Annotated in this window: 22 protein-coding genes; 12 read left to right on the plus strand and 10 right to left on the minus strand. The window is 61.0% G+C overall.

The genetic code is table 11. The features are described from left to right. Nucleotides 1-78: 78 nt before the first annotated feature. From AC1MEW_RS16850 to AC1MEW_RS16875, 6 genes are all read right to left on the minus strand, one after another. Complete coding sequence (locus AC1MEW_RS16850; RefSeq protein WP_201256067.1) at nucleotides 79-744, minus strand: response regulator transcription factor; 666 nt, start codon at nucleotides 742-744, stop codon at nucleotides 79-81. 56 nt (nucleotides 745-800) lie between these two features. Then, nucleotides 801-1358 carry a PQQ-dependent catabolism-associated CXXCW motif protein gene (locus tag AC1MEW_RS16855; protein ID WP_480427137.1) on the minus strand — a complete coding sequence of 186 codons (558 nt, stop codon included), beginning with the start codon at nucleotides 1356-1358 and terminating at the stop codon, nucleotides 801-803. 240 nt (nucleotides 1359-1598) lie between these two features. Beyond that, nucleotides 1599-2390, minus strand: a complete 792-nt coding sequence (locus AC1MEW_RS16860; protein WP_480427139.1) for an ABC transporter permease — start codon at nucleotides 2388-2390, stop codon at nucleotides 1599-1601. Further along, the gene (locus tag AC1MEW_RS16865) at nucleotides 2387-3118 is read right to left on the minus strand and encodes an ABC transporter ATP-binding protein (RefSeq protein ID WP_480427141.1); all 732 of its coding nucleotides are present in this window, start codon (nucleotides 3116-3118) and stop codon (nucleotides 2387-2389) included. The genes AC1MEW_RS16860 and AC1MEW_RS16865 overlap by 4 nt, the downstream gene beginning before the upstream one ends. Then, nucleotides 3115-4074: a YVTN family beta-propeller repeat protein gene (locus AC1MEW_RS16870; RefSeq protein ID WP_322268831.1), complete on the minus strand. Its 960-nt coding sequence runs from the start codon at nucleotides 4072-4074 to the stop codon at nucleotides 3115-3117. The genes AC1MEW_RS16865 and AC1MEW_RS16870 overlap by 4 nt, the downstream gene beginning before the upstream one ends. A 39-nt stretch (nucleotides 4075-4113) precedes the next feature. Beyond that, entirely contained in the window at nucleotides 4114-5298 is a 1185-nt protein-coding gene (locus tag AC1MEW_RS16875) for an ABC transporter substrate-binding protein (protein ID WP_201256072.1), read from the minus strand. 240 nt (nucleotides 5299-5538) lie between these two features. On the opposite strand from AC1MEW_RS16875, the gene pedF reads away from it, so the two are divergent. From pedF to AC1MEW_RS16935, 12 genes are all read left to right on the plus strand, one after another. Beyond that, nucleotides 5539-6000 carry a cytochrome c-550 PedF gene (pedF, locus tag AC1MEW_RS16880; protein WP_201256073.1) on the plus strand — a complete coding sequence of 154 codons (462 nt, stop codon included), beginning with the start codon at nucleotides 5539-5541 and terminating at the stop codon, nucleotides 5998-6000. Between the two features lie 3 nt (nucleotides 6001-6003). Then, complete coding sequence (locus tag AC1MEW_RS16885; RefSeq protein WP_480427145.1) at nucleotides 6004-6879, plus strand: substrate-binding periplasmic protein; 876 nt, start codon at nucleotides 6004-6006, stop codon at nucleotides 6877-6879. Then, nucleotides 6879-7640 (plus strand): quinoprotein dehydrogenase-associated SoxYZ-like carrier, encoded by a 762-nt coding sequence (locus AC1MEW_RS16890; protein WP_322268830.1) that lies wholly within the window; start codon nucleotides 6879-6881, stop codon nucleotides 7638-7640. Before AC1MEW_RS16885 ends, AC1MEW_RS16890 begins: the two co-directional genes overlap by 1 nt. A 15-nt stretch (nucleotides 7641-7655) precedes the next feature. Continuing rightward, on the plus strand, nucleotides 7656-8594 hold the full coding sequence (locus tag AC1MEW_RS16895; RefSeq protein WP_480427147.1) for a quinoprotein relay system zinc metallohydrolase 1: 939 nt from the start codon (nucleotides 7656-7658) through the stop codon (nucleotides 8592-8594). A 177-nt stretch (nucleotides 8595-8771) separates the two neighbouring features. Continuing rightward, nucleotides 8772-10550 (plus strand): PQQ-dependent methanol/ethanol family dehydrogenase, encoded by a 1779-nt coding sequence (locus AC1MEW_RS16900; protein ID WP_201256077.1) that lies wholly within the window; start codon nucleotides 8772-8774, stop codon nucleotides 10548-10550. Nucleotides 10551-10853: 303 nt separating this feature from the next. Beyond that, nucleotides 10854-12374, plus strand: a complete 1521-nt coding sequence (exaC, locus tag AC1MEW_RS16905; RefSeq protein WP_480427149.1) for an acetaldehyde dehydrogenase ExaC — start codon at nucleotides 10854-10856, stop codon at nucleotides 12372-12374. A gap of 305 nt (nucleotides 12375-12679) precedes the next feature. Further along, nucleotides 12680-12751, plus strand: coding sequence for a pyrroloquinoline quinone precursor peptide PqqA (pqqA, locus tag AC1MEW_RS16910; protein WP_003253598.1), 72 nt, complete (start codon nucleotides 12680-12682; stop codon nucleotides 12749-12751). 55 nt (nucleotides 12752-12806) lie between these two features. After that, nucleotides 12807-13721 carry a pyrroloquinoline quinone biosynthesis protein PqqB gene (gene pqqB / locus AC1MEW_RS16915; RefSeq protein WP_480427152.1) on the plus strand — a complete coding sequence of 305 codons (915 nt, stop codon included), beginning with the start codon at nucleotides 12807-12809 and terminating at the stop codon, nucleotides 13719-13721. 124 nt (nucleotides 13722-13845) lie between these two features. Then, nucleotides 13846-14598 (plus strand): pyrroloquinoline-quinone synthase PqqC, encoded by a 753-nt coding sequence (gene pqqC / locus AC1MEW_RS16920; protein ID WP_322268827.1) that lies wholly within the window; start codon nucleotides 13846-13848, stop codon nucleotides 14596-14598. Beyond that, on the plus strand, nucleotides 14595-15728 hold the full coding sequence (pqqE, locus tag AC1MEW_RS16925) for a pyrroloquinoline quinone biosynthesis protein PqqE (protein WP_322268826.1): 1134 nt from the start codon (nucleotides 14595-14597) through the stop codon (nucleotides 15726-15728). The genes pqqC and pqqE overlap by 4 nt, the downstream gene beginning before the upstream one ends. A gap of 224 nt (nucleotides 15729-15952) precedes the next feature. Further along, nucleotides 15953-17116, plus strand: coding sequence for an alcohol dehydrogenase-like regulatory protein ErcA (gene ercA / locus AC1MEW_RS16930; RefSeq protein ID WP_323570534.1), 1164 nt, complete (start codon nucleotides 15953-15955; stop codon nucleotides 17114-17116). Then, nucleotides 17100-18827, plus strand: coding sequence for a PAS domain-containing hybrid sensor histidine kinase/response regulator (locus AC1MEW_RS16935; protein ID WP_480427158.1), 1728 nt, complete (start codon nucleotides 17100-17102; stop codon nucleotides 18825-18827). Before ercA ends, AC1MEW_RS16935 begins: the two co-directional genes overlap by 17 nt. Here AC1MEW_RS16935 and AC1MEW_RS16940 read toward each other — a convergent pair. The 4 genes from AC1MEW_RS16940 to AC1MEW_RS16955 form a co-directional block, all read right to left on the minus strand. Further along, the gene (locus AC1MEW_RS16940) at nucleotides 18812-19696 is read right to left on the minus strand and encodes an aldose 1-epimerase (RefSeq protein ID WP_480422953.1); all 885 of its coding nucleotides are present in this window, start codon (nucleotides 19694-19696) and stop codon (nucleotides 18812-18814) included. The genes AC1MEW_RS16935 and AC1MEW_RS16940 overlap by 16 nt on opposite strands. Nucleotides 19697-19870: 174 nt before the next feature. Further along, nucleotides 19871-20761, minus strand: coding sequence for an SMP-30/gluconolactonase/LRE family protein (locus AC1MEW_RS16945; protein ID WP_322268823.1), 891 nt, complete (start codon nucleotides 20759-20761; stop codon nucleotides 19871-19873). 26 nt (nucleotides 20762-20787) lie between these two features. Next, nucleotides 20788-21606: an NAD-dependent epimerase/dehydratase family protein gene (locus tag AC1MEW_RS16950; RefSeq protein ID WP_480422956.1), complete on the minus strand. Its 819-nt coding sequence runs from the start codon at nucleotides 21604-21606 to the stop codon at nucleotides 20788-20790. Between the two features lie 336 nt (nucleotides 21607-21942). Beyond that, nucleotides 21943-23238: an OprD family porin gene (locus AC1MEW_RS16955; RefSeq protein ID WP_322268821.1), complete on the minus strand. Its 1296-nt coding sequence runs from the start codon at nucleotides 23236-23238 to the stop codon at nucleotides 21943-21945. Between the last annotated feature and the right edge of the window lie 91 nt (nucleotides 23239-23329).

Raw genomic sequence — 23329 nt, forward strand, 5'->3', positions numbered from 1 at the left:
ATCCTCAGACATATCGAGTCGCTGGTTTTACGACTGCTTCGCAGCCGAACGGGGGCAAGCCCCCTCGCCACAGGGGCTTCAGCGCCGCAGATAAGACCCAAAATCAATATCCCCGGCACTCAATATCGCCTGCACCCGGTTGTGCACATTGAGTTTGCGCAGGATCGCCGAGACGTGGGCCTTGACTGTGGTTTCGGCGATTTCCAGAGTGTAGGCAATCTGCTTGTTCGACTCGCCCTTGGTCATGCGTTCAAGCACCAGCAACTGCTTGCGGGTCAGGGCCTGGAGCAGTTCCGGCGCAAAGCTCGGGTTGTCGTTCATCCGCCGGTGGGTGCCGGGTTTTTGCGTGCGGATGATGTCTGGCGGCAAATACACATTGCCGTTGAGAATCTGCTGAATGGCCTCGGTCATCTGCAACCGTGGTGAAGATTTGGTGATGAACCCCACCGCGCCGTAGGTGATGGCTTGTAGCACGATCTGCTTGTCCTGCTCGGCCGAGACGATCACCACCGGAATGGTCGGCGCCTCGTTGCGCAGGTTGATCAGGCCGTTGAGGCCGTGCATGCCGGGCATGTTCAAGTCCAGCAGGATCAAGTCCAGGTCGTCGTGTTCCCGGGTCAGCAACAGGGCGCTGTCCAGGTCGGCCGTTTCCATCACTTCGCTGCCGGGGAAACCGTCGCTGATGACGTTATGAATGGCTTCGCGAAACAGCGGGTGATCGTCGGCAATCAGAATTTTGTACATAGCCTTTCACCTCATTATTGTGTTTTTGGGTGGGGCAACAACGTGCAAGTGTTCAGTCAGGGAAAGGGCTCGGGCTGGGCGGCCGCAACGGGCAGGTTCGTCGCTTGCCAGGCATCCAGGCCATCGCGATACCAATACACAGACTTATAGCCCATGGCGGCGGCGCGTTTTACCGCGTTCCAGCTCAACCAGCAATCGGCGCGGCAGTAGAAGACCAGCGGTTGCTGCGCATCGCCGTCGGTGAATTTGTCCAGATTACGCGCAAACCAGGCCTGCCAGTCAGGTGTCAGGTCGCCGTCACCGGTATTGGCCAGCCAGTGGCTGCCGGGCAGGTTTTCGTGAGGCTGATCTTCGATGAAACGCCCTTGCAGCCATTGGCGACGGTAGACGTCGATCAGCACCGGACGCGGGGTTTGACTGAGCAGGATTTGTAGGGCCGGCGTGTCGATGATGGTCGCGCCTTGCAACTGATTCGGTGTCGGGCTGCGGTATAAGCCAATGCGATAGCCGTCGGCGGAGAATAGCGGGGTGTCGGCGTGCGCGGTACTCAGCAGCAGGCTGAGGGACAGGGCCGTGAGGCAAGGGCGCAGCAGACGACGTCGGGCACGCGGCATGGGGGTTCAATCCTTATCGTTATGAACCCATTACATGCCAGTCCTCGTGCGATTGGAATGCGACGATAGACAGGTAAAGCAGTACTAAAGTAGTAATTTTGTCCCGTTGACGGAGATCCCTTGTGGGAGCGGGCTTGCTCCGGGCGGCGTTCCGACGAAGGCGGTGTGTCAGGCAACATTTTTGTCGACTGAACTGACTCTTTCGCGAGCAAGCCCGCTCCCACAGGGGGATTTGTGTTGTTAGTTGGATTTGCGCAGGGCCGCGTGTTGCGGGTTGAAGGTGAGTACCGCGAGCAGCACGAACACCAGCGTCAACCCCACGCACACCGCCAGCGCCAACGGGTTGAAGCGTTCATACAGGGCAAATCGCACCAATTCCACCGAATGGGTGAATGGATTCAAGGCACACAGCCAATACAACCATTCACTGGACTCGCGCATTTTCCACAGCGGATACAGCGCCGACGACAGGAAGAACAGCGGGAAGATCACGAAATTCATCACCCCGGCAAAGTTCTCCAACTGGCGGATCGCATTCGACAGCAACAGCCCCAACGCGCTGAGCATCAACGCCACCAGCAACAACGCCGGCAACGCGATCACCAGGCCCAGGGCCGGAGGTTGCACGCCGTACACCCAGGCAATCGCCAAAAAGGCATACACCTGCAACAGCGAAATCAGCGACGTCGCCAGCAGTTTGCTGCACAGCAAAAAAGTCCGGGGCAGGGGACTGGTCAGCAGCACGCGCATGCTGCCCATCTCCCGGTCGTAAACCATCGACAGTGAACCTTGCATGCCATTGAACAGCAGGATCATGCAGGCCAGCCCCGGAATGATGTAGACCTCATACGGAATGTAGGTGTCGTAGGGCTCGATGATCGCAATGCCCAGCGCCGCGCGAAACCCTGCGGCGAACACCAGCAGCCACAATAGTGGCCGCACCAGCGCACTGAGAAACCGCGTGCGCTGCAACACAAAGCGCAGCCATTCGCGCAATACGATGCCGTTGAAACACTGCCAGTAAGCATTCATCGGGCGGCTCCTGATGTCGTCAGTCGAGTGAAGGCTGAACCTAGATCTCCACCGTGTTCCAGGCTCAGGACGTCGGCTTGACCGCTGGCCACCAGCCGACCTTGATGAAGGATCAACAAGTCGTCGCTGGCCTGCACTTCGTCAAGCAGGTGAGTGGTCCAAAGCACGCTGATGCCTTGCTCGCGGCACAGGCTGCGGATGTGTTGATTGAGTGCCAGGCGACTGGCCGGGTCGAGACCGACGCTGGCTTCATCCAGCAGTAACAGGCGCGGCTCGTGCAGCAACGCTCGGGCGATTTCCACCCGCCGTCGATGGCCGCCATTGAGTTCGCGCACTTTTTCGCGACGGCGTTCGGTCAGCGCCTGGCGCGCCAGTTCGGCTTCGACCCGCAGGCTCGTCTGGCGCCGGGACATGCCGTGCAGCGCGGCGTGATAACGCAAGTTCTGCTCGACGCTAAGGTCCAGGTCCAAGGTGCTTTGTTGAAACACCACGCCCAATTGCTTGAGTGCCGGGCGCGGTGTATCGCGCAACGAACAGCCGCCAACCCGGATGTCCCCGCGCTGCAAATCGTAGAGCCGGGTCAGCAGGGCAATCAGCGTCGATTTGCCTGCACCGTTCGGCCCCAGCAACGCCGCAAAACGACCCGGCGCCAGGCTGAAACTCACCTGGCGCAACGCCTCTTTCGCCCCATAAGCAAAGCTCAGCTCGCTGACGTCCAGTGCGTTCATGGCGTGACCACCACGCCCCACGGATAGCGCCCGACCTTGATCGATTTGCTGACCTTGAGGCTGTCGACATCGATCACCGACACATCACCGCTGACGCCGTTGGTGGCGAGCAATTGCTTCTGATCCGGGGTGAATGACATCTGCCAGACGCGTCGGCCCACCAGCAGGTAATCGAGCACTTCAAAGGTCTTGGCATCGACCACCGCCACATGGTTGGCCGGGCCGAGGGCGACGAACCCGTACTTGCCATCGGCGCTGAGCTTGATGCCGACTGGCTGGACCTTGTCCGGGTGCACACCCTTGATCTGGAAGTTCACGGTCTTGAGGATCTTGCGGGTCGCCACGTCAAGAATCGTCACCGTGCCGCCGATTTCCGCTGAGGCCCAGAGCTGCGTACCGTCGTGGTTGAACTCGACGAACCGTGGCCGCTGATCCACCAACGTGCTGTCGGCCAGGGTCTGGGTGCTGGTGTCGATCCAGTGCAGCATGTTGGTGGTTTCGCTGGTGTTCACCGCCCACTTGCCATCCGGGCTGACCGCCATGCCTTCGGGCTCGACGCCGACGTTGATCTGGCTCAGCACCTTGGAGGTTTCGGTGTCGATCACCGTCACCAGCGCATCGTCCTCGTTGGAAACGTACAGCCAACGGTTATTCGGGTGCAGGGCGAATTGCTCAGGGTCTTTGCCGGACGGCAGCTCCTTGATGATCTTGCGCGTGGCCACGTCCATCACCTGGACCCGGTCCGAGTCGCTGGCGCAGATGTACAACAGCTTGCTGTCGTGGGACAGCAACAGACCGCGCGGGCGCTGGCCGACGGGCAAGGTGTCGGTGACTTGCAGGGTCTGCATGTCGATCAGGCTTAGCGTGTTGTCCTTTTCGTTGGAGACCCAGGCGGTGCTGGCCACGGCGTGCCCGGCGGCAAGCAGCAGGGCGCATGAGAGCAGGGTACGGCGCATGGTGGATTCCTTTTTATTGTGGTTGTCGTGGAAGAAAAATCAGGGAAAGCGGCAGGTCACTTCGGGCTTGTCGTAGCCCAGGCTGTCCATTTCGTTGAACGGGTGCAGGAAGCCGTCCTGGGGCGAGGTGCTGACCAGCGCCCGGGGCTGGACGATCGGGATCGGCTGGCGCAACTGACCGTTCCACGACCGATAACTGAGCTTGCGACCCTTGAAACCGTCCAGCGGCAATTGATCGCTGATCTCAAGTGCCCGGATGGCCATCGGGTCGGCCTGGCGCAGTTTGGTCACCGCACTGGCGATGCTGCGCACGGCCATCCACGCGGCGAAATCCCGGTCATTCATCCAGCGTCCGGCCAAGGCTTCGAAGCGTTTCTGCAACTGGGCGGCGCCGTAGGTTTCCACGGTTTTGTGCCAGCCCACCGGGGTCAGGCCTTGGGTGCCGGCGACCGGGCGTGGATACCAGGTCTGGTAAGGCACGTATTCGCCAAAGTCGCCGCGTTCGTCCGCCACCAGCACCACGTCGTACTCGGCGGTCTGGGTGAACAGCGGCATGTCGGCCTGGGCGCTGCGGCGTTGATCGTTGTCGAAACTCCAGGCTTTTTCCGCCACCAGTTTCAAGCCGAAGCGTTTGGCGGCGCGGCGCAGGGCGGCGGCGTAGGCTTGATCGTCCGCGGTCGGGCCGACGATCAACAGCGCTCGTTGCCATTTGCGCACCACCAGAAATTGCGCCAAAGCATCGGCGAGCATCGCCCGGCTCGGCAGGCTGTGCAGCACGTTCGGCAAGCAGTCGGTGGTGCGCAAACTGTCATCCGGGCTGCCGGCGTTGAACAACAAGCTGTCGGGCAACACGGCGCTGAGTCGGCGCAGGGTTTCCACCGGCGCATTCACCACAAACAGACGCAGGCCTTGTTCGTGTTGGGCCTTGGCCGCTTCGATCAGCGCATCCGCAGTGTCGACGCTGGCGCTGACCAGGCTGTAGCTGTGATTGAGAAAATGCCCGGTGCTGTTGCTGTCGGTGATCGCCAGTTCGGCGCCGCGCAGCCCGGCATCGGTGGGTTCGGGAATGACATTGGACAGCAGCGGCCCCGGATCGGGGCGATAACCCAGGTAGCCGATCTGCACCTGCAACGGCGCATCGGCGGCTTGACTCTGGGTCGCCAGCCCGGCGGCGCAGGCAATCGCCAGCAGGTAGATCAAGGCGTAAGGGGCAAGCTGGCGCATAGGGCACTCCATTACAAGTAGCGCCAGCATAGGAACCCTGCGGGGTCGAGGAAATATGCAGAAAGTATCGGAGAGCCAGTACCAAGGTCGTAAATCTCTGCGGCGGTGCGCCACTGGCCCTACTACCAAGGGATTAGACGGCGACCACCAAAGCAGCATGGGGCTGGCGCGACGGGATTCCTAAGATGGGTGCCATAGCCTCTGCCAAGAGGTTTTGCGTGCAACCCTGAGGGCATAACAATGACAACAAAACTCAACGCCTTGCTTGTTGCCGGACTGCTGGCCGGTTTTATCAGCGCAGGTCCTGTCTGGGCCCACGGCAACGTGGTACCGCAAGCGGTGGAAACCCCGGGCCTGACCCCGATCAAGGATGCTGGCGTACCAGTCGATGCCGATGGCTGGGCGGCGGTGAATCCGTACCGTAACTCCCCGCAGCACGATAAGGCGCTGGAAATCGGTTCTTCGGCCTACAACCAGAACTGCGCGGCCTGTCATGGCCTGGAAGCCAAGTCTGGCGGCATCGCCCCGGATTTGCGTCTGCTTGATGTCGGCGACGCCGGTGATGAATGGTTCGTCCAGCGGGTGCGTAACGGCGCGGTGCGTGATGGCCGGGTCTACATGCCGAAAATGGCCGATTACCTGAGTCAGGAAGCCTTGTGGGCGGTGCGTACCTACCTGGACAGCGTGCACTCCGAGGAGTAACCCATGCGCCTGCTCGCTGTGTTGATCAGTACTGTGTTGCTGTGCTGCCAGGTGGCGCAGGCGCAGGTCCGTACCTATGACCAAATGATCGCGGCTGGAGAACTGAAAGTCGCGGTCTACAAGGACTTCGCCCCCTACAGTTTTGAAGACGCCGGCCAGCCGCGAGGGGTGGATGTCGAGCTCGCGCAAGCCCTGGCCAAAGCACTGGGGGTGAAGTTGAAGCTGATCTGGGCACCCGCCGGGGAGAAGCTCGACGACGACTTGCGCGATTACATCTGGCGCAGCAGCCAGTTGCACAATCAGCAACTGGCCGACCTGATGATGCGTGTGCCTTATGACCGCGATTACTCACAGAAACGCAACGAGCTCGGTGAGCTGGAAAACGATCATGTGGTGATGTTCGGCCCCTATCAGAACGAACAATGGCAAGTCGCCTATGACCGCCGTCGGCTGGATTCGGTGGGCAGCGTCGCGGTGTTCGAGCAGCACCCGATTGGCGTCGAAGTCGACAGCGTGCCGTCGTTCTACCTTACCTCGGTGTTCAGCGGCATGCTCGCCGCCAAGACTCACCACTATCCCGGCGTTCCCCAGGCCTTTGCGGCGATGAAGGCCGGTGAGGTCGATGCGGTGATGGCCATGCGTGGCGAAATTGACTGGCAGGTTCACGAAGCCAACGACCCGCAAGTGGCGCTGGCGCAAAACGCCTACCCGAACATGGGCAAGCAACGCTGGGAGATCGGCATGGCGGTGCATGAAAGTAACCGTCAATTGTCGTATGCCGTGGAGGAGGCGCTGGAAAGCTTGATCCGCGAGGGCTCGGTGCAAGCCATTTATGCCAGTTACGGCCTGCAATACGAAGTGCCGGAGATGTATCAATAGTGAACTGGCGAGTGAGTTGCCTGTTGGCCTGTTGGTTACCCCTGGCCGCCCATGCGGTGGACATCGATCCGGGTAAAGACCCGGTGCCGTCGGTGATGTGGGCGTTCTATCACAAGCAAATGCTCGGCGATGCACCGTTCGTATTCGACGAGCGGGTCAAGCTGCTGGCGCCGCCCTTCGCCGAAGACGCCCGCCAGGTGCCGCTGGAAATTGACGCTCGGGCGTTCAAGGGCGAGGTGGTGAAGATCCTCGCCTGGGCCGAACTCAACCCCTTGCCGAAAATCGTTGATTTTCAACCGCTGGACCGGGTGCTGCCGTGGCTATCGATCCGTATCCGCATCGAACAGGCCACGCCGTTGCGCGCGGCGGTGCTGACCCGCGACGGCCTCTGGCACGTCGGATCGACCCTGATCGATGCGGCGGGCGGTGGTTGCACGGCACCAAGTGTGGTGCGCACCCAGCCGGGTTGGGAAGAACACATCGGCGAAGTACTCGGCGGGCGTTATCCCCGTGGCGAATTCAGCCGCGTGCGCTTGCGGGTGGCGCACCCGATGGACAACGGCATGGTCAGCGGTATCCCGGAGTTCTTCATCAACCACGCCGAACTGCGGGATCAGAACGATCAGTTGCTGGCCACGCTGGAGCTGTTTCCCGCCGTCAGCGAAAACCCCAATCTGGCCTTTGACATTGAAGGGGCAGGGCAGACGCGCCTGTTGCTGCGCGATAACAGCGGCAATCAATTTGATGCGGCCGTCCCCTGACCCAAGGAGCGCGTGATGCGCTGGATCCTGCTGTTGTTCATCGGTTTGAGCCTGCCGGCGCTGGCGGAGCTTGAATACTCGCTCAAGCCCCGACTGATCGCCGAAGACACCTGGCTGCTGGAAGGCAGCACCGACAATTTCGCCAAGGCCAACGGTGGCAACATCGTCAACACCGGGTTTATCGTCACCGAGCGCGGGGTGGTGGTGATCGACACCGGGCCGTCGAAACTCTACGGCGAAGCCATGCGCAAAGCGATTGCCGCGGTCACTGATAAACCGGTGATTGAAGTGCTGTTGACCCACCATCACCCCGATCATGCGTTGGGCAATCAGGCATTCACTGATGTGCCGATCGGTGCTTTGGCCGGCACCACCGAACTGCTGCATCAGCAGGGCGATGCCATGGCCGAGAACATGTACCGCTTGGTCGGCGACTGGATGCGCGGCACCGAAGTGGTGTTGCCGACCGAGACGCTGACCCCCGGCGTGCGAAGTTTTGGGAACCACGATTTGCGTCTGCTAGGCCTGGGTGGGCATACCGGCGCGGATCTGGCTATTCTCGACCAGCAAACCGGCGTGCTGTTTGCCGGGGACCTGGTGTTTTATCAGCGGGCGCTGACCACGCCGAACAGTCCGGGACTGGCGGTGTGGCTGGCGGACATCGCCACTCTGCAAGGCCTGCCCTGGACGCTGATCGTGCCCGGCCACGGCCCGGTGGCCACCGATCAACAGCCGTTCGAGCAGATGCGCGATTACCTGACCTGGCTCGACCAATTGCTGCGTGACGGCGCCGCCAATGGCAGCGACATGTCCGAGATGATCCGCAGCCCCATCCCCGAGCGTTTTGCCGGCATCAGCCTGAGCCGCTACGAACTGATCCGCAGCGTCAGCCATTTGTACCCGGGCTATGAGCGCGCGCAAATGCCCCGCGTCGATTCGAACGCGGACAAGTGAACACCACATTGGAGTTGTGTTGATCACAAAATCCGAGGTGCATCCCCTCCGACCCGGTACTAAGGGACTAGCAATCTCAGCATTGCGGGCAATTGTTGGAAGGGCGGCGGCGCCCAAGAATCTGCATCAGACCGGGAAAATCCCCCGGGCATAATAAAAACTGCAGAGGTAGCCGTCATGACCCAACCCGCACGTCGCCAACCCTTCGTCTTGAGTGTGCTGCTCAGTGCCATGCTGTTGTCCGGCTCGGTATTGGCCGCCGTCACTGACCAGGACATCCTCCAGGACCCCAAAAACCCGGAGCAGATCGTCACCAACGGTCTGGGCGTCCAGGGTCAGCGCTACAGTCCGCTGGACACCCTCAACGTCGACAATGTCAAGGAGTTGCGGCCGGTCTGGGCCTTCTCCTTCGGCGGTGAAAAACAGCGCGGTCAGCAAGCGCAGCCGATGATCAAGGACGGCGTGATGTACATGACCGGCTCTTACTCGCGGGTGTTCGCGGTGGATGCACGCACCGGCAAAAAACTCTGGCAATACGACGCGCGCCTGCCCGATGACATCCGCCCGTGCTGCGACGTGATCAACCGCGGCGTGGCGCTGTACGGCGACCTGGTGTTCTTCGGCACCCTCGACGCCAAACTTGTGGCCCTGAACAAAGACACCGGCAAAGTGGTGTGGAGCAAGCAGGTGGCCGACCACAAGGAAGGCTATTCGATCAGCGCCGCGCCGCTGGTGATCAACGGCAAACTGATCACCGGCGTGGCCGGTGGCGAGTTCGGGGTAGTCGGCAAGATCTCGGCTTACGACCCAAAAAACGGTGACTTGCTGTGGGTCCGCCCGACCGTTGAAGGCCACATGGGTTACGTCTACAAGGACGGCAAAGCGATCGAGAACGGCATCTCCGGTGGCGAAGCCGGAAAGACCTGGCCCGGCGATCTGTGGAAAACCGGCGGCGCCGCGCCTTGGCTCGGCGGTTACTACGACCCGGAAACCAATCTGCTGCTATTCGGCACCGGCAACCCGGCGCCGTGGAACTCGCACCTGCGTCCTGGCGACAACCTCTACTCGTCGTCGCGCCTGGCGCTGAACCCGGATGACGGCACGATCAAATGGCACTTCCAGAGCACGCCCCACGACGGTTGGGACTATGACGGCGTCAACGAGTTGATCTCGTTCAACTACACCGAGGGCGGCAAAGAAATCAAAGCCGCCGCCACCGCTGACCGTAACGGTTTCTTCTATGTGCTGGACCGCACCAACGGCAAGTTCATCCGCGGCTTCCCGTTCGTGGACAAGATCACCTGGGCCAGCGGCCTGGATAAGGATGGCCGGCCGATCTACAACGAAGCCAGCCGTCCTGGCGCACCGGGTGCCGAAGCCAAAGGCAGTTCAGTCTTCGTCGCCCCGGCATTCCTCGGCGCGAAAAACTGGATGCCGATGGCCTATAACAAGGACACCAAGCTGTTCTACGTGCCGTCCAACGAGTGGGGCATGGACATCTGGAACGAAGGCATCGCCTACAAGAAAGGCGCGGCGTTCCTTGGCGCCGGTTTCACCATCAAACCGTTGAACGAAGACTACATCGGCGTGCTGCGCGCCATCGATCCGGTTACCGGTAAAGAAGTCTGGCGCCACACGAACTACGCGCCGCTGTGGGGCGGGGTGCTGACCACCAAGGGCAACCTGGTATTCACCGGCACGCCGGAAGGTTTCCTGCAAGCGTTCAACGCCAAGACCGGCGAGAAGGTCTGGGAATTCCAGACCGGCTCCGGCGTGCTCGGCTCACCTGTGACCTGGGAAATGGACGGCGAACAGTACGTCTCGGTGCTGTCCGGTTGGGGCGGTGCTGTTCCGCTGTGGGGCGGCGAAGTGGCCAAGCGTATCAAGGACTTCAACCAGGGCGGCATGCTCTGGACCTTCAAGTTGCCGAAAGACTTGGTCGTGGCCAAGCACTAAAACCCAGTCCACCACAGACCCCTGTGGGAGCGGGCTTTTGTGGCGAGGGGGCTCGCCCCCGTTTGGTCGCGAAGCGGCCCTTGGCATTTTTCAGACCCGTCGAATTGCCAGAGTTTGCGACTGCTTCGCAGCCGAACGGGGGCAAGCCCCCTCGCCACAGGGTTCACCCAACCAATGGGCAAACCTACGACCAAATAACGAGATCCCCCCTGCCAACGGCGCATTCGCCCGGCACGCGGGGCTCTCTACTATCGGTTCATCGCCTGTTGGCTTGACAGGCATCGACCCAGACAGAGGCCCACCATGATCTACGCACAACCTGGCACACCCGGCGCCGTCGTTTCCTTCAAACCGCGCTACGGCAATTTCATCGGCGGCGAGTTCGTCCCGCCGGTCAATGGCGAGTACTTCACCAACACCTCGCCGGTCAACGGCGAAGTGATCGCCGAGTTCCCGCGCTCCAGCGCTGCCGACATCGACAAGGCCCTCGACGCCGCCCACGCGGCTGCCGATGCCTGGGGTAAAACCTCGGCGCAGGACCGCTCCCTGGTGCTGCTGAAAATCGCTGACCGCATCGAACAAAACCTCGAAATCCTCGCTGTCACCGAATCCTGGGACAACGGCAAAGCCGTGCGCGAAACCCTCAATGCCGACGTGCCGCTGGCCGCTGACCATTTCCGCTATTTCGCCGGCTGCATCCGTGCGCAAGAAGGTGGCGCCGCCGAAATCAACGAACTGACCACCGCCTATCACTTCCACGAGCCGCTGGGCGTGGTCGGGCAGATCATCCCGTGGAACTTCCCGCTGCTGATGGCCGCGTGGAAACTCGCCCCGGCCCTGGCTGCCGGCAACTGCGTGGTGCTCAAACCCGCCGAGCAAACGCCGCTGTCGATCATGGTCTTCGCCGAGCTGATCGCCGACTTGCTGCCACCCGGTGTGCTGAACATCGTCCAAGGTTTCGGTCGCGAAGCCGGTGAGGCGCTGGCCACCAGCAAGCGCATCGCCAAGATTGCGTTTACCGGTTCCACCCCGGTGGGCGCGCACATCATGCATTGCGCCGCCGAGAACATCATCCCAAGCACCGTTGAACTGGGCGGCAAATCGCCGAACATCTTCTTCGAAGACATCATGAACGCCGAGCCACAGTTCATCGAGAAAGCCGCTGAAGGCCTGGTGCTGGCGTTCTTCAACCAAGGCGAAGTCTGCACCTGCCCGTCCCGGGCGCTGGTGCAGGAATCGATCTACGAGCCGTTCATGGCCGAGGTGATGAAGAAGATCGTCAAGATCAAGCGCGGCAACCCGCTGGACACCGAAACCATGGTCGGCGCCCAGGCGTCCGAGCAGCAATACGACAAGATTCTCTCGTACCTGAAAATTGCCCAGGAGGAGGGCGCCGAGCTGCTGATCGGTGGCGCGGCCGAGCGACTGGAGGGCGACTTGTCGACGGGTTATTACATCCAGCCGACCCTGCTCAAGGGCCACAACAAAATGCGCGTGTTCCAGGAAGAAATCTTCGGCCCGGTAGTGGGCGTCACCACCTTCAAGGACGAAGCTGAAGCCCTGGCGATTGCCAACGACAGCGAATTCGGCCTCGGCGCCGGCCTGTGGACTCGCGACATCAACCGCGCCTACCGCATGGGCCGGGCGATCAAGGCCGGGCGTGTCTGGACCAACTGCTATCACCTGTACCCGGCCCACGCCGCGTTCGGTGGCTACAAGAAGTCCGGGGTCGGCCGTGAAAACCACAAGATGATGCTTGATCACTATCAGCAAACCAAAAACCTGCTGGTGAGCTACGACATCAATCCGTTGGGGTTCTTCTAACCCACAAGCACACCACAAACCCCGTGGGAGCGAGCTTTTGTGGCGAGGGGGCTTGCCCCCGTTGGACTGCGCAGCAGTCCCCATTCCTTATTGGGATAGACGGGGCCGCTTCGCGCCCCAACGGAGGCAAGCCCCCTCGCCACAAAAGCTCGCTCCCACATTGGGTTTTATGTGTACTTGAAAACTGTGCACCACCCCCTACCAACGCACGCCGCCACCTCCTTCGAAAGTAGCATTCGGACGCCAGGCGCCCCGTGCATTAATGGCTTTACCGGAATTGCCCGGCACAAGAAGAGGATTGACCCATGTGGACTAAACCCGCGTTTACCGATCTGCGTATTGGCTTCGAAGTGACGATGTATTTCGCCAACCGTTGATTGATCACCCGGCCAGCCGACGCGTTGGCCGGGCCTGCCTTCTGGAGCATTGCTCATGCACATCCGCGTTCTCGGTTCCGCCGCTGGTGGCGGCTTCCCGCAATGGAACTGCAACTGTCGCCAGTGCACGGGTGTGCGCAACGGCAGCCTGCGCGCGCAGCGGCGCACGCAATCGTCGATCGCCGTGAGCGACAACGGCGTGGATTGGGTGCTGTGCAATTCTTCCCCGGATATTCGTGCGCAACTGGAGAGTTTCCCGGCGTTGCAACCGGCGCGTCAATTACGCGACACCGCCATTGCCGGGGTCATCCTGCTGGACAGCCAGATCGACCATTGCACCGGCTTGTTGAGCCTGCGCGAAGGGTGCCCGCACTCGGTCTGGTGCACCGAACGGGTTCATGAGGATTTGAGCAGCGGTTTCCCCCTGTTCACCATGCTCAAGCACTGGAACGGCGGCTTGCAATGGCAACCCATCGAACTGGCGCGCGAGCCGTTCAGCATCGCTGCCTGCGAACACCTGCAATTTCGCGCGATTCCCTTGGTCAGTAACGCACCGCCGTACTCGCCCAATCGCGGCAACCCGCAGCCGGGCGACACCATCGGCCTGTTTATCGAAGACTTGCGTACTGGCGCCTCGGTGTTCTATGCGCCGGGCCTGGGCCAGGTCGATGACGAAGTGCTGAGCTGGATGCAGCGCGCCGATTGCCTGCTGCTGGACGGCACGTTGTGGCGCGACGACGAGATGCGCGTGTGCGAAGTCGGGCAGAGCCTGGGCAGTGAAATGGGGCATCTGCCGCAAAGCGGTGCTGGCGGGATGCTTGAAATCCTTGAAGGGTTCACCCGCCAGCGCAAGGTGCTGATCCACATTAACAACACCAATCCGATCCTCGATGCAAATTCCGCGGAGCGGGCGTTGCTGGAGCGGCGTGGGGTGGAAGTGGCTTATGACGGCATGAGTATTGAGCTGTAGCGGGCGGCCTCATCGCGAGCAAGCTCGCTCCCACAGGGGGCTTGTGTGCGCAGCAGATCCAATGTGGGAGCGAGCTTGCTCGCGATGAGGCCAGCCCAGACACCGCGAAATCCGGAGAATCGCAATGACCAACACCCCAATGTCCCCCAGCGAATTCGAAGCCGCCCTGCGCGCCAAAGGCGCCTATTACCACATCCATCACCCCTTCCACCAAGCCATGTACGCCGGCCGTGCCAGCCGCGAGCAGATTCAAGGCTGGGTCGCCAATCGCTTCTACTACCAGGTCAACATCCCGCTCAAGGACGCCGCGATCCTCGCCAACTGCCCGGACCGCGACGTGCGTCGGGAGTGGCTGCAACGGATTCTCGACCACGACGGCGTGCCCGGCAGCGAAGGCGGGATCGAAGCCTGGCTGCGGCTGGGCGAAGCCGTGGGGCTGGACCGCGAACAAATCCTCTCTCAAGAGTTGGTGCTCCCGGGCGTACGGTTTGCCGTGGACGCCTACGTCAATTTCGCCCGTCGCGCCTGCTGGCAGGAAGCAGCCAGCAGTTCCCTGACCGAACTGTTTGCCCCGCAGATCCACCAATCCCGACTCGACGCCTGGCCGACCCATTACCCATGGATCGACGCTGGCGGCTACGATTATTTCCGCACCCGGCTGAGCCAGGCGCGGCGCGATGTCGAGCACGGTTTGCGCATCACCCTGGCCCATTACGTCACCGTCGACGGTCAGCAACGGATGCTGGAAATCCTCCAATTCAAGCTCGACGTACTGTGGAGCATGCTCGATGCGATGAGCATGGCCTACGAACTGGAACGGCCGCCGTATCACACCGTCACCACCGAAAACGTCTGGCACCGGGGGATTGCCCTGTGAGCCTGATTCATCAGCCGCCCGGCCCGCCGCTGTGGCTGTTGGCGGAGCTGACCTATCGCTGCCCGCTGCAATGTCCGTATTGCTCCAATCCGCTGGACTTTGCCCAGCAAGGTGAGGAACTGAGCACCGAAGAATGGATTCGCGTATTCCGCGAGGCTCGGGACATGGGCGCCGCGCAACTGGGGTTTTCCGGTGGCGAACCTTTGGTGCGCCAGGACCTGGCCGAGCTGATCAAAGCCGCGCGGGACATGGGCTACTACACCAACCTGATCACCTCCGGCATTGGCCTGACCGAGCAGAAGGTCCGTGACTTCAAGATCGCCGGGCTCGACCATATTCAGATCAGCTTTCAGGCTGCCGATGAAGCGGTGAACAACATGCTCGCCGGCTCACGCAAGGCCTTCGCCCAGAAACTCGCCATGGCTCGCGCCGTGAAAGCCCAGGGCTACCCGATGGTGCTGAACTTCGTCACTCACCGGCACAACATCGACCGCATCGACCGCATCATCGACTTATGCCTGGAACTGGAGGCGGATTTTGTCGAACTGGCCACCTGTCAGTTCTATGGTTGGGCCGAACTCAACCGCGTCGGTCTGTTGCCGACCCGCGAGCAATTGCAGCGCGCTGAGCGCGTTACCAATGAATACCGCGAACGGCTTGAGGCTCAGGGCCACCCGTGCAAGTTGATTTTCGTCACCCCGGACTACTACGAAGAGCGCCCGAAAACCTGCATGAACGGCTGGGCCAACCTGTTTCTCGACATCACCCCGGACGGCACCGCGTTGCCGTGCCATAGCGCCCGGCAGTTGCCAGTGCAGTTTCCCAACGTGCGCGAGCACAGCATCGAACACATCTGGACCGATTCTTTCGGTTTCAACCGCTTTCGCGGCGACGACTGGATGAAGGAACCGTGCCGCTCCTGCGATGAAAAACACAAAGACCTCGGTGGCTGTCGCTGCCAGGCATTCATGCTCACCGGCGATGCCGAAAATGCCGACCCGGTGTGCAGCAAGTCGCCGCACCACGGGGTGATCCTCCAGGCCCGCGAAGAAGCCGACGCGCCGGGGCAGGGGATGGAACACCTGACGCTGCGCAATGAGAAGGCTTCGCGGCTGATCTATCGCGGATGAACCAGGCACCACAAATCCCCCTGTGGGAGCGGGCTCGCTCGCGAAAGCGGTGTTTCAGGCAACATGGATATCGACTGACACGACGCCTTCGCGAGCAAGCCCGCTCCCACAGGGGATTTGCGGTGAGTTCAAGGTCTGCCTGCTACCCATTGGTCTGATTGCATTCGCAGCCGGATGCTTTAGTGTGGGTTCTACCTTCCAAAACAATAAAAACAGGCTTTCCAATGAGCCAGAGTCTCAGTCAACTGCGTAAATTCGTTTCGCCTGAAATCATTTTTGGTGCCGGTTGCCGGCACAACGTCGGCAACTACGCCAAGACCTTCGGCGCCCGCAAGGTGCTGGTGGTCAGCGATCCAGGGGTGATTGCCGCCGGTTGGGTCGCCGATGTCGAGGCCAGCCTGCAAGCCCAGGGCATCGATTATTTTTTATATAGCGATGTCTCGCCCAACCCGCGGGTCGAAGAAGTCATGCTCGGCGCCGAGTTGTACAAGGAAAACCACTGCGATGTGATCGTCGCTATCGGTGGCGGCAGCCCGATGGACTGCGGCAAAGGCATCGGCATTGTCGTGGCCCACGGGCGCAGCATCCTTGAGTTCGAGGGTGTGGACACCATTCGCGTGCCCAGCCCGCCGCTAATCTTGATCCCGACCACAGCCGGCACCTCGGCGGACGTCTCGCAATTCGTGATCATTTCCAACCAGCAAGAACGCATGAAGTTCTCCATCGTCAGCAAGGCCGCGGTGCCGGACGTGTCGCTGATCGACCCGGAAACCACCCTGAGCATGGACCCGTTCCTGTCGGCCTGTACCGGCATCGACGCGTTGGTGCATGCCATCGAAGCCTTCGTTTCTACCGGCCACGGCCCGCTGACCGACCCTCACGCCCTCGAAGCGATGCGCCTGATCAACGGTAACCTGGTGCAAATGATCGCCAACCCGACGGACATTGCCCTGCGCGAGAAAATCATGCTCGGCAGCATGCAGGCCGGCTTGGCGTTTTCCAACGCGATTCTTGGCGCCGTACATGCAATGTCCCACAGCCTCGGTGGCTTTCTCGACTTGCCCCACGGCTTGTGCAACGCGGTGCTGGTGGAACATGTGGTGGCGTTCAACTACAGCTCGGCACCGGAGCGTTTCAAGGTGATCGCCGAGACCTTCGGCATCGATTGCCGGGGCTTGAATCATCGGCAGATTTGCGGGCGCCTGGTGGAGCATTTGATCGCGTTGAAACATGCGATCGGCTTCCACGAGACCCTCGGCCTGCATGGGGTCAGCATGGCGGACATTCCGTTCCTGTCGCAACACGCCATGCATGACCCGTGCATCCTGACCAACCCGCGCGAATCCAGTCAGCGTGATGTCGAGGTCGTCTATGGCGAAGCCCTCTGACGAACAGCAACGGGCGCTGGCGGGGTTACTGGGATTAGGCAGCCACTCGGCGCGCAAGAGTCATTACCCGGAACTCGCCGCGCGGCTGGATGAACTGGAGGCCGAGCGCAATCGCTACAAATGGCTGTTCGAAAACGCCGTCCACGGGATCTTCCAGGCCAGCCTGCTGGAAGGCATGCGCGCCGCCAACCCGGCGCTGGCGCGGATGCTCGGCTACGACGATCCACAAGAGGTGCTGTTCTCCCTGGCCGATCTGGCCAGCAACCTGTTTATCGGCGGTGCCAAAGAGCTGGCCAGCATCGGCGAAATCCTCAAGACCGAACGCAGCCTGCACGGCTATGAAACCCAATTGCGACGCAAGGACGGCAGCAGCCTCGACGTGCTGATGAACCTGTTGCTCAAACCTGATCAGGAAGGGCTGGTGGAAGGTTTTGTCGCTGACATCACCGAACGCAAACTCGCCCAGCAACGTCTGCAACAACTCAACGATGAGCTTGAACAACGAGTCACCGCCCGCACCGACGAGTTGCTGGAAGCCAACCGCAACCTGCAACAGCAAATCACCCAGCGTAAACAGATCGCCCAGGCTTTGCGCGATGCCCGGGACGCCGCCGAGGCCGCCAATCGCAGCAAGGACAAATACCTCGCCGCCGCCAGCCATGACCTGCTGCAACCGCTCAACGCCGCGCGGCTGCTGATCTCGACCTTGCGCGAGCGTCAGTTGCCCGACGTCGAACAGGTGTTGGTGGAACGCACTCACCAGGCCCTGGAAGGGGCCGAGGATTTGCTCACCGATTTGCTGGATATTTCCCGGCTTGATCAAGCCGCGGTGAAACCGGACGTCGCGCTTTACCGCCTCGACGAATTGCTCGCGCCGCTGGTGTCGGAGTTCCAGTCCGTGGCCGAGGCGGCGGGGTTAAACCTGCGGGTGCACATGGGTGATTTCGCGATCAACACCGACCTGCGTCTGATGACGCGGATTTTGCGCAACTTCCTCAGCAACGCCTGCCGTTACACCGACGAGGGCTGCATCTTGCTCGGGGCTCGCCGTCGGGGTGAAATGCTGCGACTGGAAGTCTGGGACACCGGGCGCGGGATTGCGGCGGATCGGCTCGACTCGATTTTCCTCGAGTTCAACCAACTGGACGTCGGCCGTGCTGCCGACCGCAAAGGCGTCGGTCTGGGGCTGGCCATTGTCGAGCGCATCGCGAAGATTCTCGGCTACCGGATTCAGGTGCGGTCATGGCCGGGGCGCGGGTCGGTGTTCAGCATCGACGTGCCAATCTCCCATGAGGTGCCTTTACCGATCAGCCTGGCCCCACCGCAGCCGAGCACCGGCAATCCATTGCCGGGCAGACGCTTACTGGTACTGGACAATGAAATCAGCATTCTGGAAAGCATGAGCGCGTTGCTCGGGCAATGGGGCTGCGACGTGGTCATCGCCACGGATGAGCTCTCTGCGCTAGCGGCGTTGCAGGGGCGCGCGCCGGAACTGATTCTGGCGGATTATCACCTCGATCACGGGGTGGTGGGCTGCGACGTGGTGCGGCATTTGCGCGAGCATTTCGATCAGGTGATTCCGGCGGTGATCATCACCGCCGATCGCACCGACCAGTGCCGCCGCTCCTTGCAGCAGCTCGACGCGCCGCTGCTGAATAAACCGGTAAAACCCGGCAAGTTGCGCGCGGTGTTGAGTCAGTTGCTGGGGTAGCTGAGTTCGCGGTATTGCAGGCTGAAGCCGAGTTCGGTTGACTCACCTTGCTCCAGCAACCCCAACCCCGGTCGACCGGGCAAGTGATGTGCGTTGACCGGGTGACTCACCGGTTCGACACAGAAAAATCCCAGGTCCACCGGGCAGTACAGCAGGTAGTAATTGCTGCCGGTGGCTTGGCATTCCAGCTCATAACCCAGATCCGGTTGCTGGATCAGGCAATGGCCATCCCATTCGCAGAAACCGTTGTCCACCAGCGTTCCGGGTAAGGCCTTGGGCTGCTGGAAATCCCATTCGGCGGGTAACGGGATGAGTTGGGTTGGCAGTTTCGATTCGTTGCACAACCAGACGCGCTTGGCTCTTGCCTGTAGCCGCGTGCTGGCGGTGCGTGGAAAGTAAGGGTGCAACCCGAGACCATGCCACGCGGCGCTTTCGGCCAAATGACTGACGGTTAATTCGATGCTCAGCTTGCCTTCACTCAACTGGAAACGTTGCCGGGCGCGATAGGCGAATGGCGTGGCGCTGTCGAGTTGCAGGACGGCTTCATCGCGGGTGTGGGAGATGATTTGCCACGACTGTTGCCAGGCGCTGCCGTGGATCGGCAAGGGATCGGTGAGGCTGTTGGGCGTCAGGGCCAGCCACCCGTCCGGGCAGTCGAAACCACCTTCGGCGATGCGGTTGGACCAGGGGGCCAATGGGTAACAGCCGAGTTTGCCGGGCAGGCCGGTGTTGAGTGCATGGCTGTCGTTGTGGCGTAGCAGTGGTTGGCCAGTGCTGCGTACCGTCCAGTTGACAATGCTCGCGCCGAGCTCGGGGGCGAGGGTAAGGCGGGTGAGGTTATCTTCGAGTTCGAGAATCGTCGGTGTCATGAAGGTTCCAGGGCTCAATGAATCGGTTTTTGTGGCGAGGGAGCTTGCTCCCGTTCGACTGCGCAGCAGTCGTCAATCCAGGCAACTCGATCTGCCTGAAGGGAATGCAGGGGGCCGCTCGCGACCCAACGGGGGCAAGCCCCCTCGCCACAAAAAGCAACTCGCCACAGGTATTCAGTCGCCTTTGAACATCGGTTCGGGCAAACCTTTCACGCCGGGGTCAAGCGCAAACACCCCGCCAGCCAATGACTGTTCATCATGGTCGTCACCGGGGCGGATTGAAGTCACGAACAGTGTGTCCAGTCGATTGCCACCAAAGGCACACATCGTCGGTTTTTTCACCGGCACGGCGAGGGAACGATCCAGTCGACCATCGGGCGTAAAGCGGTGAATCAACCCGGCGTCGTTGGCGCAGATCCAGTAGCAGCCTTCGGCATCGACCGCCGCGCCGTCGGGACGACCAGCGTACTGATTCATGTCGACAAACAGCCGACGATTGCTCGGCGTGCCGCTGTCGATGTCGTAGTCAAAGGCCCAGATTTGCTGGGCCAAAGGGTGGGAGTCCGACAGGTACATCGTCCGGCCGTCCGGGCTGAAACCCAGGCCGTTGGGGACGATGAAGCCAGAGATCCTTGGTTCGAGCGGTCCGCGCTGGCCGGTGGAGTAGCGATAGAGCGTGCCATCCGCCGCGTTGGCGCCCATGTTCAGCACCATGCTGCCAGCCCAGAAACGGCCCTGACGATCGCAGCGACCATCGTTCAGGCGCATGTCCGGACGGGCGTGATCGACGTGGGCCAGCAGTTCGCTGTCGAGGCTGCCATCGCTGTGCGGGAGCAGATGAAAGAACCCGCTTTCCATCCCGGCAACCCAGCCGCCGTCGCTGTGCCGCGCAATGCAGGCGAGCATCTCGGGGGCGGTCCAGGCATGGACGTGGCCGGTGTCGGCACTCCAGCGCTGCAAGCCGCCGGTGGGAATATCGACCCAGTACAGGGCGTTTTCTTCGGCGACCCATACCGGGCTTTCACCAACGGCGTTACGGGCATCGACAATCAATTCGGCTTGCATGGCGAATCATTCCTTTGGACGTTGGCTCAGTCGCCGAACGGGCCGGAGGCGACAAACGCGCCACCCTGGTAAACCATCGCCGGGTCATCAGCGGCCGGCATCGGTTGGGCTTCGACTTTTTCGCGGAACCCTTCGGAGCTGTCCTGCGGCGCATATCCCAGGCCGGTGGCAAAGCGGTTGTCCCACCAGACGTTCTTGTTATCGGACACGCCGTACACGATGGTGTGGCCGACGTTCGGGGCGTACAGAGCACGTTCGATCAGTTGAGTCAGGTCACCGAAGCTCAGCCATGTGCTCATCATCCGGCGGTTTTGCGGTTCCGCGAACGAGGAGCCGATACGGATGCTGACGGTCTCGATGCCATAGCGATCGAAGTAGAAACTGGCCATGTCTTCGCCATAGGACTTGGACAAACCATAGTAGCTGTCCGGGCGGCGAGGGGAGTGGGCGTCGATCACCTCATCTTGCTTGTAGAAACCGATGACGTGGTTGGAGCTGGCGAAAATGACTCGCTTCACGCCATGGCGGCGCGCCGCTTCGTAGATGTGGAAGACGCCGCAGATGTTGGCGCCGAGAATCTCCTCGAACGCGTGCTCTGTCGATACACCGCCAAAGTGCAGGATCGCGTCCACGCCTTCGACCAGTTGATGCACGGCGTGTTTGTCGGCGAGGTCGCAAGGCACGACTTCTTCGCGGTCATCGATGGCCGGGGTGATGTCGGCAATGTCCGACAGGCGAATCACGTTGGCATAGGGCCGCAGGCTCTCGCGTAGAACTTTACCGAGTCCACCGGCGGCACCGGTCAGCAGCAGACGATTGAAAGGGGCTGTAGGTGTGGTGGTCATGGAAGTCCCTGGTACGTAGTTATTGTTGTTGAGTTTGTTGTAGGTTGTCGTATGACTTGGTCGAAGTATCGTTAGCCTGTCCGGTTGTTGTCAACGAGCCATCGGTTGAAATTGACGGAGGGTCATCTGTCTACCCATGTGCACATGAACACACTGAACCTGTGGCGAGGGAGCTTGCTGTGGCGAGGGGGCTTGCCCCCGTTGGGTCGCGAAGCGGCCCCAGTACCCAGCCAGACAAATCGAATAGCCTTATTTTGCGACTGCTTCGCAGCCGAACGGGGGCGAGCCCCCTCACCACAGTGTTTATGCCAGGCATGAAAAAATGAGACGTACGCCTTACAACAACGAAATCGGATAGCTGATGAAGATTCGGTTCTCATCAAATTCGTTGGTGCTGAAGTCCTTGCGAATGCTCGAGTTGCGCCATTTGACGTTGAGGTTTTTCAGTGTGCCGCTCTGCACGGTATAGGCCAGTTCCGATTCGCGGCCCCATTCCTTACCGTCGGTGATTGCTCCGGTGTGCACGTTATCGCCGCTGATGTAGCGGTTCATCATGGTCAGGCCGGGAATGCCGAGGGCGACGAAATTGTAGTCGTGGCGCACTTGCCAGGAGCGTTCCTGAGCGTTGTCGTAGCTGTTGTTGTAACTGTCGTTGGCCAGGGTTCCGCCGCTGGTGCCGTTGACGCGCATCCAGACGCTGTCGCCGGTGAGTTTTTGTAGGCCGACATAGAACGTGCTGCCGCCGTACCGGGCCGAGAGCAGGGCGAAGGTGGTTTTGTTATCCAGTTCGCCGGCCAGCGCACTGCCGTCTTCCTTACCGGTGAAGTACCCGAGGTTGGCGCCCAGCGTCCAGTCGCCGATTGGCTGGCTGTGACTCAGGTTGAAAAATTCCTGCTGATAAATGTCGCTGAGTTGCGAGTACCAGACGCCGACCATCGTGCGTTTGTCGTTGAAGGTGTATTCACCGCCACCGAAGTTGAAGCGATCCGAAGTGAACGCCGCTTTGCCGTTCATCGACATGTCGCTCATGCTCGAATCGTTGCGTGGGCTGTTGGCGCGGAACTGGCCGCCGTAGAGCTTCAGGCCTTCGATCTCGCTGGAGGTGACCTGGCCACCGCGGAAGGTTTGCGGCAGGGAGCGGCCATCGTCCGAGCGCAGGATCGGCAGCACCGGCATCCATTCGCCGACCTTCATTTCAGTCTTCGACACCTTGGCTTTGAGCGCCACGCCCAAGCGCCCGAAATTGTCCGCCGGGCGGCCATCGTGATCCAGCGGCAGCAATTGCGTACCGCCGGTGCCTTTACCACCGTCGAGTTTTTCCGAGAACAGACCCAGTACATCCAGGCCGAAGCCGACGGTGCCTTGGGTGAAGCCGGATTTGGCGTCGAGGATAAAGCTTTGCGTCCACTCCTCAGCCTTGCCCTGGGGGTAGGCCGGGTTGGTGAAGTTGCGATTGAAGTAGGCGTTGCGCAGGTTCAGCGAGGCCGTGGCGTCATCGACGAAACCTTCAGCATGGCTGGTCATGGGCAAGGCTAGGGCCAGGCTGCCGCAACCGATCAGGCTCAAGGTGTGGCGGCGTACGAAGGTCGGGCGAGGGGTGCAGACGGAGGAATGACGGACGAGCTTGCTCACAGTGACGCTCCCTTGTTGCTTTGTTGTTTTTATTTTTTGTTATACGTCGTCGTACAACATTGGCGGCGATTATTTGCGAGGGTTTGAGGGA

The organism is Pseudomonas sp. ASL4, assembly GCF_056680395.1.